12 protein-coding genes are annotated in these 12,937 nt (G+C 70.9%); 4 read left to right on the forward strand and 8 right to left on the reverse strand.

The genetic code is table 11. From position 1 onward, the window contains the following. The first annotated feature begins 25 nt into the window (after nt 1-25). Entirely contained in the window at nt 26-955 is a 930-nt protein-coding gene (locus tag OG746_RS28980) for an EI24 domain-containing protein (RefSeq protein WP_266719991.1), read from the forward strand. 30 nt (nt 956-985) lie between these two features. Here OG746_RS28980 and OG746_RS28985 read toward each other — a convergent pair whose 3' ends face one another. Continuing rightward, nucleotides 986-1,552: a TetR/AcrR family transcriptional regulator gene (locus OG746_RS28985; RefSeq protein WP_524540487.1), complete on the reverse strand. Its 567-nt coding sequence runs from the start codon at nt 1,550-1,552 to the stop codon at nt 986-988. A 128-nt stretch (nt 1,553-1,680) separates the two neighbouring features. On the opposite strand from OG746_RS28985, the gene OG746_RS28990 reads away from it, so the two are divergent. Beyond that, nucleotides 1,681-4,128, forward strand: coding sequence for a beta-glucosidase family protein (locus OG746_RS28990; protein ID WP_266719993.1), 2,448 nt, complete (start codon nt 1,681-1,683; stop codon nt 4,126-4,128). 67 nt (nt 4,129-4,195) lie between these two features. On the opposite strand, the gene OG746_RS28995 is transcribed toward OG746_RS28990, so the two are convergent. Together OG746_RS28995 and OG746_RS29000 are read right to left on the reverse strand one after the other, a co-directional pair. Further along, nucleotides 4,196-5,194 (reverse strand): aldose epimerase family protein, encoded by a 999-nt coding sequence (locus OG746_RS28995; protein WP_266719995.1) that lies wholly within the window; start codon nt 5,192-5,194, stop codon nt 4,196-4,198. Between the two features lie 46 nt (nt 5,195-5,240). After that, nucleotides 5,241-6,164, reverse strand: a complete 924-nt coding sequence (locus tag OG746_RS29000) for an SGNH/GDSL hydrolase family protein (RefSeq protein WP_266719997.1) — start codon at nt 6,162-6,164, stop codon at nt 5,241-5,243. A 339-nt stretch (nt 6,165-6,503) separates the two neighbouring features. On the opposite strand from OG746_RS29000, the gene OG746_RS29005 reads away from it, so the two are divergent. After that, nucleotides 6,504-6,998: a DUF3145 domain-containing protein gene (locus OG746_RS29005; protein ID WP_266719999.1), complete on the forward strand. Its 495-nt coding sequence runs from the start codon at nt 6,504-6,506 to the stop codon at nt 6,996-6,998. A gap of 209 nt (nt 6,999-7,207) precedes the next feature. On the opposite strand, the gene OG746_RS29010 is transcribed toward OG746_RS29005, so the two are convergent. The 5 genes from OG746_RS29010 to OG746_RS29030 all read right to left on the reverse strand — a co-directional run bounded on the left by OG746_RS29010 (nt 7,208) and on the right by OG746_RS29030 (nt 12,185). Then, a complete protein-coding gene (locus OG746_RS29010) occupies nt 7,208-8,479 on the reverse strand; it encodes a beta-ketoacyl-[acyl-carrier-protein] synthase family protein (protein WP_266720001.1) in 1,272 nt (423 codons plus the stop codon). A gap of 88 nt (nt 8,480-8,567) precedes the next feature. Further along, nucleotides 8,568-8,816 carry an acyl carrier protein gene (locus tag OG746_RS29015; RefSeq protein WP_266720003.1) on the reverse strand — a complete coding sequence of 83 codons (249 nt, stop codon included), beginning with the start codon at nt 8,814-8,816 and terminating at the stop codon, nt 8,568-8,570. A gap of 73 nt (nt 8,817-8,889) precedes the next feature. Then, a complete protein-coding gene (locus OG746_RS29020; protein ID WP_266720005.1) occupies nt 8,890-9,921 on the reverse strand; it encodes a ketoacyl-ACP synthase III in 1,032 nt (343 codons plus the stop codon). An 18-nt stretch (nt 9,922-9,939) separates the two neighbouring features. After that, nucleotides 9,940-10,866 carry an ACP S-malonyltransferase gene (locus tag OG746_RS29025; RefSeq protein ID WP_266720007.1) on the reverse strand — a complete coding sequence of 309 codons (927 nt, stop codon included), beginning with the start codon at nt 10,864-10,866 and terminating at the stop codon, nt 9,940-9,942. Nucleotides 10,867-10,955: 89 nt separating this feature from the next. Then, on the reverse strand, nt 10,956-12,185 hold the full coding sequence (locus OG746_RS29030; protein WP_443063078.1) for a PucR family transcriptional regulator: 1,230 nt from the start codon (nt 12,183-12,185) through the stop codon (nt 10,956-10,958). A gap of 85 nt (nt 12,186-12,270) precedes the next feature. On the opposite strand from OG746_RS29030, the gene OG746_RS29035 reads away from it, so the two are divergent. Next, nucleotides 12,271-12,936: a pirin family protein gene (locus OG746_RS29035; protein WP_266720009.1), complete on the forward strand. Its 666-nt coding sequence runs from the start codon at nt 12,271-12,273 to the stop codon at nt 12,934-12,936. Nucleotide 12,937: the final 1 nt, after the last annotated feature.

Consider the following 12,937-nt stretch of genomic DNA (forward strand, 5'->3'; position numbering starts at 1 on the left):
GGGCCCGTCCCGTAAGGTTTGCGCCATGCGTGATCTCGGGGCGGGCTTCGGCTATTTGATGAAGGGGCAGCGTTGGGTTGCCCAGCACGGAAAGCAGTACGGCTGGGGCCTGCTGCCGGGGCTGATCACCCTCGTCCTGTACGCGGCGGCGCTGGTCTGCCTCGGCGTCTGGGGCGGCGACTTCATCTCCTGGTCCACCCCGTTCGCCGACGACTGGACCTCCCCGTGGCAGGGCGTGTTCCGCGGCTTCCTCACGGCGGTCCTCTTCGCCCTCGCCCTGCTCCTCGCGGTGCTCACCTTCACCGCGGTGACCCTGCTGATCGGCCAGCCCTTCTACGAGTCGCTGTCCGAGGAGGTCGACCGGGCCGAGAGCGGTGGCCACGCCCCGGAGTCCGGCCTCTCGCTCATGCGTGAACTGTGGATCTCGGCCCGCGACAGCCTGCGGCTGCTCATGCGCGCCGTGCTCTGGGGGATCCTCCTCTTCGCGCTCGGGTTCATCCCGTTCGTCGGCCAGACCGTGATCCCGGTCATCGGCTTCTTCGTCACCGGCTACTTCCTCACGGAGGAGCTGACGTCGGTGGCGTGGCAGCGCCGCAACCGCGAAGTCCGTGAGCGCCTCGCCGTGTTGCGCTCGCGGCGGGGTCTGGCCTGGGGCTTCGGTACGCCGTTGGCCCTCGCGTTCCTGGTCCCGTTCGTCGCGGTGTTCCTGATGCCCGGTGCGGTGGCCGGCGCGACGCTGATGGTCCGCGAACTGGAGGGTGAATCGGGCGCCCCGGAGCCGGCGCACGCGCAGACCCCGGGCCCCGAGGCGCAGTGGCCGGCCGCTTATGGCCAGGGGCAGGGGCAAGCCCAGGGCCAGGGCGCGCAGTGGCCGGGAGCGCACGGCCAGGGCCAGGGTCAGGGCCAGAACGCGCAGTGGTCGGGGCCGCAGCACGGCCAGGGCTGGACCAACTAGCTCCCACCAGCCAGCCCTCACCGGCTCCGACTAGCTCTCCACGGCGAGCAGTTCCAGGAAGTCGCGCACCGCGCCGGGCATGTCCACGGCCTCCGGGTCGAGCAGCCACTGGTACTGCAGGCCGTCCAGCACCGCGACGAGCAGCGGCGCGGCCCGCTCGGGCGTGAGCCCGCCCGGCAGCCGCTCCCCGTACTCGGCGCGCAGCACCTCGGCCATGGCCCCCCGTACGTCGGCGTAGCGCTGCGTGAAGAACTCCCGCGCCGGGTGCCCCTCGGTCACCGACTCGCCGAGCAGCGCCGAGAAGGTCTGCACGATCGCGGGCCGCATCGCGTTGTACTCGACCAGCGTGCCGAGCAGATCGAGCCGCCACTGGCTGCTGGGCACCGAGTCCCACTGGTCGCGCTCCTCGAGGACGGCGACGAGCAGCGCCTCCTTGGTGGGGAAGTGGTGCAGCAGCCCCTGCTGGGTCAGCCCCACGCGCTCGGCCACCGCCGCCAGGCTCGCGCCCCGGTAACCGCGCTCGGCGATGACGTCGAGCGCGGCCCGCAAGATCTCGGCCCGGCGTTCCTGGCTCCTGGCGGTCCTGGCGCTGCTCATGCGGTCACGGTACGTCACGGCCGTGACGTACCCCGTCCCGTACATAACGGCAAGATAACGAAACCTACCGTTCCACAAGTGACGGGTGCAGGATGGAGCTGCCCAGACTTCGACGAGGAGGTGCCGGCATGGCGCAGCAGGCGGACGACGGTAAGGGGCGGGCCGACCGGGCCCGCGAGGCGGCGGTCGAGGCCGCGCTCGGCAAGCTCGATCTGGACACCAAGGCCCGGCTGCTCGGCGGCCAGGACATGTGGTCGCTGCCCGCGGTCCCCGACATCGGACTGAAGTCCCTCGTCATGTCCGACGGCCCCATCGGCGTGCGCGGAGTGCGCTGGAGCGCCGACGACCCGTCGATCGCGCTGCCGTCACCGACCGCGCTCGGCGCCACCTGGGACCCCGAACTGGCCCGCCGGGCAGGGGTGTTGCTCGCCCAGGAGGCCCGCCGCAAGGGCGTCCACGTGCTGCTCGCCCCGACCGTGAACCTGCACCGCTCCCCGCTCGGCGGCCGCCACTTCGAGACGTACAGCGAGGACCCGTACCTCGCCGGGCTCATGGGCACCGGCTACGTCCAGGGCGTGCAGTCCGGCGGCGTCGGCACGACCATGAAGCACTACGTGGCGAACGACGCCGAGACGGACCGCTTTACGGTGAACAACGTGGTCTCCGAACGGGCCCTGCGCGAGCTGTACTTGGCCCCCTTCGAGGCCATCGTCAAGAACGCCCACCCGTGGGGCGTCATGACCGCCTACAACGCGGTCAACGGCACCTCGATGACCGAACACCGCCACCTCGTCAACGAGATCCTGCGCGGCGAGTGGGGCTTCGACGGCTTCAACGTCTCCGACTGGATGGCCGCCCGCTCCACCGTCGGAGACATCAAGGGCGGCCTGGACGCCGCGATGCCCGGCCCGCTGACGGTGTACGGCCCGGCGCTCGTGGAGGCCGTCCGCTCCGGCGAGGTCGACGAGTCCGAGGTCGACGGGGCCGTACGCAATGTGCTGCGGCTCGCCGCCCGCGTCGGCGCCCTCGAAGGTGCCGAACCCGTCGTCGGTGAGCCGCCGGCGGAGGTCGACGGCGAGGCCCTGGCCCGCGAGATCGCCCACCGCGCCTTCGTTCTCCTGCGCAACTCCGGTGTGCTGCCGCTGAGTTCGGACGCGCGGGTCGCCCTCATCGGGGCCGCCGCGCGCGACGCCCGCGTCCTCGGTGGCGGCTCCGCCACCGTCTTCCCGTCCCGGATCGTCTCGCCGCTCGACGGTTTGACCGCCGCGCTGCCGTCGCTGACCTACAGCGTCGGCGCCGACCCGAGCGACGAACTCGCCGTCGCCGACAAGGGGTTCGCACTCCGCGCCGTCTGCCGCGACGCCGAAGGCGCCGTCCTAGGGGAGGGCACGCTCCCGAACGGCCAGGTCCAGTGGCTCGGCAGCGACCTGCCTGCCGGTGTCACCCACGAGGCCCTGCACAGCATTGAGGTGACCGGCACCTTCACGCCGCGCGAGAGCGGCGACCACGCCTTCGGAACGCGCGGCCTCGGCGCCTTCACCCTCACCGTCGACGGCACCGTCCTGTACGAGGGCGCGCAGGCCATGGGCCCCGAGTCCGACCCCTTCGAGGCGTTCATCGGCGCCCCGGTGGAACGCGGCAAGGTGACGCTGACGCAGGGGCAGCCGGTCGAGGTCTCCCTCCTCCACGCCCTCGACAAGTCCCTCGAGATGCCGCTGCCCGCGGTGATGTTCAGCCTCGTGCACCTCGACCCGCGCCAGGACGCCGACCCCCTGCTCGCCGAGGCCGTCGCCGCCGCGCGTGACGCCGAGGTCGCCGTCGTCGTGGTCGCCACGACGGACCGCGTGGAGTCCGAGGGCTTCGACCGTGCCGACCTCCGACTCCCTGGCCGCCAGGACGAGTTGGTACGCGCGGTGGCCGCCGCCAACCCGAACACCGTGGTGGTCGTCAACTCCGGTTCCCCGGTGGAGATGCCGTGGCGCGAGGACGTCGCCGCCGTGCTGCTGTCGTGGTTCCCCGGCCAGGAGGGCGGCGCCGCCCTCGCCGACGTACTCACCGGAGCCGAGGAACCGGGCGGCCGCCTCCCCACCACGTGGGGCTCGCTGGCCGATGCGCCGGTCACCCAGGTCACTCCGGTGGACGGCCAACTCCCGTACACCGAGGACGTCTTCATCGGCTACCGAGCCTGGGAGAAGTCGGGTGCGGTCCCCGCCTACCCCTTCGGTCACGGCCTCGGCTACACCGACTGGACGTACGAGTCGCTCGAGGTCCACGGCACCACGGCGACGGTCCGCCTCCGCAACACGGGCTCCCGCCCCGGCCGCGAGGTCGTCCAGCTCTACCTGTCCCCTGTGGACCGCGACGAGACCCGCCCCACCCGCTGGCTGGCCGCCTTCACCACGGTCACCGCGGCCCCCGGCGAGACGGTCTCGGCCACCATCGACCTCCCCCGCCGCGCCTTCGAAACCTGGGACGAGACGACGCGGGCGTGGTCCTTGGCCCCCGGACCGTACGAGGTGGCGGCAGGCCGCTCCTTGACCGACACTCGTGTCCGGGCGGTCACCTCCGGGACGTGAGTCCGGGCAATTCAAGCCCCGCCCTTCGGACGAGAGCCAGCGGGGTCCGGGGCAGAGCCCCGAGTCGTCAACCCCGGTTCCCGAACCGATACACCGTCTGCGACCGGTACACGTCCCCCGGCCGCAGCACGGTGGACGGAAACTCCACCCGGTTCGGCGAATCCGGAAAGTGCTGCGTCTCCAACGCGATCCCGTCCCCGGCGGCAAACGGCAACGCCGCATCGAACCCGTCCGACGTATACAACTGCACACCCGGCTCAGTCGTCCCCACCACCAACACCCGCCCCGACGCCGGATCGCACAACTCGGCCACCTCCACGGCCTCGCCGCCGACCCCCTTGTCGAGCACATAGTTGTGGTCGTACCCGCCCCCGACCTTCCGGCTCTCCCGGAAATCGAACCGCGTCCCGCCCACATCGACCAGCTCCCCGGTCGGAATGAGCCCGTCGTCGACGGCCGTCACCCGCCCACCGTCGATCCGCAGCTCATGACCGCCCGCGCTCCCGGACGCGGCCCCGCCGAGATTCCAGTACGTGTGATTGGTCAGGTTCACATGCGTCGCCGCATCCGTGACGGCCTCGTACGAGATCCGCAGCGCCCCACCCGCCTCCAACTTGTACGTCACCGAGACCTCGACCCGCCCCGGGAACCCCTCCTCGCCGTGCGGCGACACACGGCTCAGCCGCACCCCGTGCTCCCCGACAGCCTCCGCGTCCCACACCCGCTTGTCGAAGCCGCGCTCACCGCCGTGCAGCGAATTCGGCCCGTTGTTCTGCGCGAGGTGATAGATCCGCTCGTCCAGCGGGAACCGGCCGCCGGCGATCCGGTTCGCGTACCGCCCGACCACCGCGCCCAGATACGGCTCAGGGTGCGTCAGATACCCGTCCAGATCGGCGAACCCGAGCACCACGTCGGCCACGGCGCCGCCCCGGTCGGGCACCTCCACCGACTGCAGGATCCCGCCGTACGTCAGGATGCGTACCCGCACTCCGTCCCGCTCCAGTGTCCAGCGGTGGACGGGCGTGCCGTCGGGGTCGGGCAGGGTGCCGAAGAGTTCGCTGCTCATGATCGCGACCCTACGCCCGCGCGACAGGCCCTGGTTGGGGAGGCTGCTACGGCTGCTCGGCCGTCACCCCGCGGTACGCGAGCGCGGCGATCCTGGCCTGCCCGTTCACGCTCGGGTGGAACCAGTCCCACTCGCTCAACTGCGCCTGCCCGAACTTGTACCCGAACACGGCCCCGCCGTCGTACCGGCACTTCTTGTCCTTTGCGCAGACCTCGCGCAGCACCTCGTTGTACGCCTTCACGCGCGCCTGCACGGAGTCCCGCCGCGCGGTGGCCGCGGAGTTCAGATCGTCCGGATCGGCCAGCATCGAGGCGCAGATGCCGAGCTTCCACACCTGCTTGCCCAGCGGATTCGCCCGCCCCTGCGACCAGAGCCGCTTCAGGTCCGGCACGCTCAGGACGTACACCTGCGCCTTGGGCGCCGTGCGCCGCAACTGGCGCAGGGATTCCTCGAAGTCGGCCCGGAAGTCCGCGACAGGGGTCATTCCGGCGGCCGTAGGGCGGCATGCGTCGTTCGAGCCGGCCATGACCGTCACGAGTTCCGGCTTCTCGGCCGCCGCCAGGCTCATCTGCTCGGGCAGATCGGCCATCCGCGCCCCGGTCCGCGCGTGGTTCCAACTGTGCGTCTTGGCGCGGCTCTCACCGAGCAACCGCACGGCGAGGCTCTTGACCGACCTGTCCGTCCCCGTCGCCCACGACACCTTGGGGCAGTCGGAGAGCACCGAGCACGCGTCGAAGCCGCGCGTGATCGAGTCACCCACCGCGGCAACCGACCGGGGCTTCGTGTCCCACGTGGGAGTGGGCTTCGGCGACGGCTTCGCGGAGCTCGGGGAACCGGCGGGACCGGGGGAGTTGTCACCCGTGGCGTCGCACGCGACGAGCGAGCCGGCTCCGAGCACGGCGGCCGTCACAGCCGCGACAGCGGCCCGAACGGCGAACGGCCGGTCGCCACGGTCGCTACGCTTCCGCATCGGCCCTCCTGCCCTCTCGCTCGCCCTCACCGGCCCTTGCCCGACCCGTCTGACGTCGCCCGCGGGGGCGGGGTTGCCTCCCGCCGGGTGAAAGGTCGGTGTTTGTGAGCCCCGGGACCGACAGTACGTCACACTCCTTGCGCTGCTGCGCGATAGCCTCGCCCCGGGATCCCCGGTCGACCCACTGGGGGCCCGCTGTACCGGTTCCGCTAAATTACTACACGTCAGATGTGTCCCTTTTTGTCTGGACCTTTTCGTTCCGGACGACAAGGGAAGAAGGCTCGGCACGGGCGCGAGGCCGCTGGGGAAGGCGAACCTCGACCCACACTGGAGGTCCCGGTGACGACACGTGGAGTTCTGTACGTGCACTCCGCTCCGCGCGCGCTGTGCCCGCACGTCGAATGGGCGGTCGCGGGCGTACTCGGCGCGCGCGTCAGCCTCGACTGGATCAGGCAGCCCGCGGCGCCGGGCACCTGGAGATCAGAGTTCTCCTGGCGCGCCGAGGCGGGCATCGCGTCCAAGCTGGCCTCCGCGCTGCGCGGTTGGCAGCTGCTGCGCTTCGAGGTGACGGCCGAACCCTGCGCCGCCGCCGAGGGCGAGCGCTACAGCGCCACCCCCGAACTCGGCATCTTCCACGCCATCACCGGCATCCACGGCGACATCCTCATCCCGGAGGACCGCCTGCGCGCCGCACTGACCCGCTCCAAGGCCGGCGAGACGGACCTGGAGGCCGAACTCGCGACCCTCCTCGGCAAGCCCTGGGACGACGAACTGGAGCCTTTCCGCTACGCCGGCGAAGGCGCCCCCGTCAGATGGCTCCACCAGGTGGTGTAATCCCGGCCTTTTCTCGAGGTGGGCGCTGAGGTGAGGGTCGCCCAGTGGGGGGCACGGGGATCTGCTTTTCAGGGGCGCGGGGAACTGCGCAAACCCCCAGCGGATCCGCACCCGTAGACACCAGTCACGCTACACACATACGCACACGAAAAACGGAGTGGGCCCGCCCGGTACCCCAGGGCAGGCCCACTCCCACGTTCAGCGGAGCGTCAGACCGTGCGGAAGGCCAACACCACGTTGTGCCCACCGAAGCCGAACGAGTCGTTCAGCGCGGCGATCCGACCGTCGACGGGCAGCTTGCGCGCCTCGCCACGGACGACGTCGGCGGTGCCCTCGGCCTCCGGGTCGAGGTTCTCGACGTTGATGGTCGGCGGAGCCATGCGGTTGTACAGCGCGAGCACCGACGCCACGGACTCGACGCCACCGGCGCCGCCGAGCAGATGCCCGGTCATCGACTTCGTGCCGGAGACGGCGAAGTGGTCGGCGTCGTCACCGAAGACCTTGCGCAGCGCCTTCAGCTCGGCGATGTCACCGGCGGGCGTCGACGTCGCGTGCGCGTTGACGTGCACGATCTCCGCCGGGTCCAGGTCGGTGTTGTCCAGCAGGTTCTGCAGGGCATGCGCGATGCCGCGGCCCCCCGGCTCCGGCTGCACGATGTCGTGGCTGTCGGCGGAGATACCCTGGCCGACCGCCTCCGCGTAGACGCGGGCGCCGCGCTTGGCGGCGTGCTCGGCCGACTCCAGGATGATGACGCCGGCGCCCTCACCGAGCACGAACCCGTCCCGGGCCGTGTCGTAGGGACGCGACGCACCCTGCGGGTCGTCGTTGTTCTTGGACATCGCCATCATGTTGCCGAACGCGGCGATGGGCAGCGGGTGGATGGCCGCTTCCGTGCCACCGCAGACGACGACGTCGGCGCGGCCGGTGCGGATCATCTCGATGCCGTAGCCGATGGCCTCGGCGCCGGAGGCGCAGGCGGAGACCGGCGTGTGCACACCCGCGCGGGCGTTCACGGCCAGGCCCACGTTGGCCGAAGGGCCGTTGGGCATCAGCATCGGCACGGTGTGCGGGGAGACGCGGCGTACGCCCTTCTCCTTCAGCACGTCGTACTGGTCGAGGAGCGTGGTCACGCCGCCGATGCCAGAAGCGATGACGGCGCCCAGACGGTCGGGGTCGACAGCCGGGTCGTCGCCCGCCTTGTCGGTGAAACCGGCGTCGGCCCAGGCTTCCTTGGCGGCGATCAGCGCGAACTGCGCGGAACGGTCCAGCTTGCGGGCCTGCGGGCGGGGGATGACCTCGCCCGGCTCAACGGCGACCGGCGCCGCGATGCGGACCGCCTGGTCGGCGGCCCACTCCTGCTCAAGGGGCTTGACGCCGGAACGTCCGGCGACGAGGCCCTCCCAGGTGGATGTCGCGTCGCCACCCAGCGGTGTGGTTGCGCCGATACCGGTGACGACCACGGTGCGATTGGTCGAGCTCACAGGAATTCTTTCTCCAACGGATCCGAGGGATTCAGCGGCGCCACCGCCGGGTGGCGGAGCGACTGACCAACTGACTGAGGCTTGTGGCTCAGTTCTGGTGGTCGAGGATGTACTTCGTGGCGTCGCCGACGGTCTTGAGGTTCTTGACGTCGTCGTCCGGGATCTTGACGTCGAAGCGCTCTTCGGCGGCGACGACGACCTCGACCATGGACAGCGAGTCGACGTCCAGGTCATCGGTGAAGGACTTGTCCAGCTGGACGTCCTCGGTGGGGATCCCGGCGATCTCGTTCACGATCTCGGCGAGACCGGCGACGATCTCTTCCTGAGTGGCGGCCATTGTGGCGCTCCTTCGGTGTGTATCCAGAGGGTGTGGCGGCATCCGGTTCGGATCGAAGATCCGCACAGGATGCCTAGGGGAGGGTAACGACCGTGGCGGCGTACACGAGACCCGCCCCGAAGCCGATGACGAGCGCGGTGTCGCCGCTCTTCGCCTCGCCGGTCGCCAGAAGCCGCTCCATAGCGAGCGGAATCGAGGCGGCCGACGTGTTGCCGGTGGTGCGAATGTCACGGGCGACCGTGACGTGCTCCGGCAGTTTCAGAGTCTTCACCATCGAGTCGATGATCCGCTCGTTGGCCTGGTGGGGAATGAAGACATCCAGGTCGTCCGGGTTGATCCCGGCCGCGTCCAGCGCCTGCTGGGCGACCTTCGCCATCTCGAACACGGCCCAGCGGAAGACCGCCTGGCCCTCCTGCGTGATCGCAGGGAACTTGACGTTGCCCTGGGAGTCCAGAGGCAGCTGCGAGACATCACCGATGCGGTACGTGTCCCACGGCACGGTCTGCTTGATGGTGCCGGCCTTGTCGCCCTCGGAGCCCCACACGGTCGGGCCGATCTCGGGCTCCTGGGACGGGCCGACGATCACGGCACCGGCGCCGTCACCGAACAGGAAGGCCGTCGCGCGGTCCTCCAGGTCGGTCAGGTCGGAGAGTCGCTCCACGCCGATGACCAGCACGTACTCCGCGCTGCCCTCGACGATCATGCCCTTGGCGAGCGTGAGGCCGTAGCCGAAGCCGGCGCAGCCCGCGGAGATGTCGAACGCGGCGGCCTTGTCCGTGCCGAGCTTGTCCGCGATCTCCGTCGCGATGGCCGGCGTCTGCGCGAAGTGCGAGACGGTCGACACGACCACGGAGCCGATCTGCTCCGGCCGGATGCCGGCGTTCGCGATGGCCTTGCCGGACGCCTCGACCGACATCATGGCCACGGTCTCCTCGTCACTGGCCCAGTGACGGGTGGAGATGCCGGAGCGCGAGCGGATCCACTCGTCGGACGAGTCGATCTTCTCGAGGATCACCTCGTTCGGCACGACCCGCGTCGGGCGGTAGCCGCCGACGCCGAGGATGCGCGCGTACGGGGCACCCTTGCTGGGCTTGATCTTCGACATGCTGCTCGGATCTCCTTGTCAGGCCGTGGCTGCTGCGGCTACTTCGGCGATCAGGGCGCGGGCTGCGTCGAGGTCGTCGGGGGTCTTCAGGGCGAGAGTCTTGACGCCGGGGAGCGCGCGCTTGGCGATCCCGGTGAGGGTGCCGCCCGGGCACACCTCGATGAGCGCGGTCACACCGAGCTCCTGGAACGTCTCCATGCACAGGTCCCAGCGGACCGGGTTCGCGACCTGGCCGACCAGGCGGGAGACCACCTCGGCGCCGGTCGCGACGGCCTTGCCGTCCTTGTTCGAGACATACGTGACCGTGGGGTCGGCCGGGGCCAGCTCCTTGGCGGCCTCCTCCAGCTTCGTCACGGCCGGGGCCATGTGCCGGGTGTGGAACGCGCCCGCCACCTTCAGCGGCACCACGCGGCGCACCCCCTCGGGCTTGTCGGCCTCGAGGGTGGCCAGCTCCTCCAGCGTGCCGGCGGCCACGATCTGGCCCGCGCCGTTCACATTCGCCGGAGTCAGGCCCAGCTTCTCCAGGTGCGGGACGGTGACCTCGGGGTCGCCGCCGAGCAGCGCCGACATCCCGGTCTCCGTGATCGCCGCGGCCTCCGCCATGGCCAGACCACGCGTGCGCACGAGCTTCAGCGCGGCGGCCTCGTCGAGCACCCCAGCGAACGCCGCGGCGGTGATCTCACCGACGCTGTGCCCCGCCACGGCGCCCGGCGCCACATCGCCGAGCGCGGAGGCCGAGAGTAGCCCGGCCGCGACAAGGAGCGGCTGGGCGACGGCCGTGTCACGGATCGCGTCCGCGTCGGCCTGCGTGCCGTAGTGGGCAAGGTCGAGGCCGATGGCGTCGGACCACGCGGCAACGCGGTCGGCGGCACCGGGGAGTTCGAGCCAGGGAGTCAGGAAGCCGGGCGTCTGGGCGCCTTGGCCGGGAGCGACGAGTACGAGCACTCTCACACTCTCTCTTGGGGACGGGTCGGGCCGCCGGTGGGGACAGGGACGAAGAACCGAAGGGGGAATTGTAGGCCCCCGACAAAAGCCTACGACTGGGGATCGGCCTCGGCCAGACGCCCCAGGATGAGAGCGATGCGCAAGGTGAAGGCCGAGCGGACATCCGAAGGCGACCATCCGGTGACGTCGGTCACACGTCGAAGCCGGTAGCGGACGGTATTCGGATGCACGAAGAGCATCCGGGCCGCGCCCTCCAGACTGCTTGCCTGTTCCAGGTAGACGCTGAGCGTCTCGAGGAGCGCCGAGCCCGCTTCCTCGAGCGGTCTGTAGATCTCCTCCACCAACTGCTCTCGCGCGGCGGGGTCTCCTGCGATCGCGCGCTCCGGAAGTACATCGTCCGCCAGAACGGGACGCGGAGCGTCCTGCCAGGCGCTGCACGCCTTGAGCCCGGCGGCCGCGGCCTGGGCGGACCGCGTGGCGGCCAACAGGTCGGGCACCACGGGCCCGGCGACCACGGCGCCCGCCGCGAACGGGCCGATCAGCGACTTCGCCACGGCCAACGGATTGTCGCTGCCGCCCGCGATCACGACGAGCCGGTTCCCGAGCACCCCGGTCAGGACCTGCAGCTTGGCGTGGCGGGAGGCCCGCCGGATCGCCTCCACCGTCAGCTCGCTGTCCCCGTCGGGCGCCGTGCCGAGCACCACGCACACGTGCTCGGGGGAGTTCCAGCCGAGCGCCGCGGCCCGGCTGACCGCACCCTCGTCGGCCTCCCCGGACAGGACGGCGTTCACCACGAGCGACTCGAGCCGCGCGTCCCAGGCGCCCCGCGCCTCGGCGGCCTGCGCGTACACCTGGGCGGTCGCGAACGCGATCTCCCGTGCGTACACGAGCAGCGCCTCCCGCAGCACGCTCTCGTCGCCGGGCGCCGCCACCTCGTCGATGGCGGACTCCATGACCTCGATCGTCGTCCGTACCATCTCCACGGTCTGGCGCAGCGTGATCGCCCGGGTCAGCTCCCGGGGCGCGGTGCCGAACACATCCGTCGAGATGGCCTGCGGGGCGTCCGGGTGCCGGAACCACTCGGTGAACGCGGCGATACCCGCCTGTGCCACCAGACCGATCCAGGACCGGTTCTCCGGAGGCATCGCCCGGTACCAGGACAACGTCTCGTCCATGCGCGTAATCGCCTGCGCGGCGAGTGCCCCGGACGATTTCTCCAGGCGCTTCAGGGTCGCCGAGTGCGGGTGAGGCTCCGCGGGGCCGCCTCGACGGTCCGCTGGTTCGTTCGCTGAGGGCTGCTCTGATTCCGATTGGGGCACGGGGACAAGACTGCCTTATCGGGACGCCTCAGCGGAGTGGAGGGTCCGAGGTGAGCCCGTCGAACGGCCGGAAACGGGGGCTACCGTGTACCGCGTGATTGATGTACGCCGCTCCGGCGACCGCTATGTCGGCGGCGAACCCGAGGAGGGGATCGAATCCCTCCACGCGTTCTCCTTCGGCCCGCACTACGACCCGGACAACCTGCGCTTCGGTGCGATCCTCGCCTGCAACGAGGAACGCCTCGCGCCGGGCGCCGGCTTCGACGAACACCCCCACAGCCACACGGAGATCGTCACCTGGGTCGTCACCGGTGAGCTCACCCACCGCGACTCATCCGGTCACGAGTCCGTGGTCCGTCCCGGCGATGTGCAGCGCCTCAGCTCCGGCGGGGGCGTCCGCCACGTCGAACGCAACGACGGCGTCGAGCCGCTCACCTTCGTCCAGATGTGGCTCGCCCCCCTCGCCCCGGGCGGTGACCCGGCGTACGAGGTGGTGCACGGCATCGCGGACTCCACCCCCTACGACGTCCCCGCGGCGGGCGCCATGCTGCACGTCCGGCGCCTGGCGGCGGGCGAGCGCGGAGAGGTGCCGGCCGCCCCCCATGTCTACGTCCACGTGGTGCAGGGCGAAGTGCGGCTCGGGGACACGGAGTTGGCCGACGGGGACGCCGCCCGTATCACCGCGGAGACCGACCTCGAGGTGCTGGCGGCGACGGAGGCCCAGCTGCTGATCTGGGAGATGGGCGACTGAT

The sequence above is a fragment of the Streptomyces sp. NBC_01016 genome (genome assembly GCF_026341035.1).
Classification (GTDB): domain Bacteria; phylum Actinomycetota; class Actinomycetes; order Streptomycetales; family Streptomycetaceae; genus Streptomyces.

Excerpts from the sequence above, each read along its gene's own strand:
- OG746_RS28980 (WP_266719991.1), top strand. The coding sequence starts at position 26 with ATGCGTGATCTCGGGGCGGGCTTCGGCTATTTGATGAAGGGGCAGCGT.
- OG746_RS28985 (WP_524540487.1), bottom strand. The coding sequence starts at position 1,552 with ATGAGCAGCGCCAGGACCGCCAGGAGCCAGGAACGCCGGGCCGAGATC.
- OG746_RS28990 (WP_266719993.1), top strand. The coding sequence starts at position 1,681 with ATGGCGCAGCAGGCGGACGACGGTAAGGGGCGGGCCGACCGGGCCCGC.
- OG746_RS28995 (WP_266719995.1), bottom strand. The coding sequence starts at position 5,194 with ATGAGCAGCGAACTCTTCGGCACCCTGCCCGACCCCGACGGCACGCCC.
- OG746_RS29000 (WP_266719997.1), bottom strand. The coding sequence starts at position 6,164 with ATGCGGAAGCGTAGCGACCGTGGCGACCGGCCGTTCGCCGTTCGGGCC.
- OG746_RS29015 (WP_266720003.1), bottom strand. The coding sequence starts at position 8,816 with ATGGCCGCCACTCAGGAAGAGATCGTCGCCGGTCTCGCCGAGATCGTG.
- OG746_RS29020 (WP_266720005.1), bottom strand. The coding sequence starts at position 9,921 with ATGTCGAAGATCAAGCCCAGCAAGGGTGCCCCGTACGCGCGCATCCTC.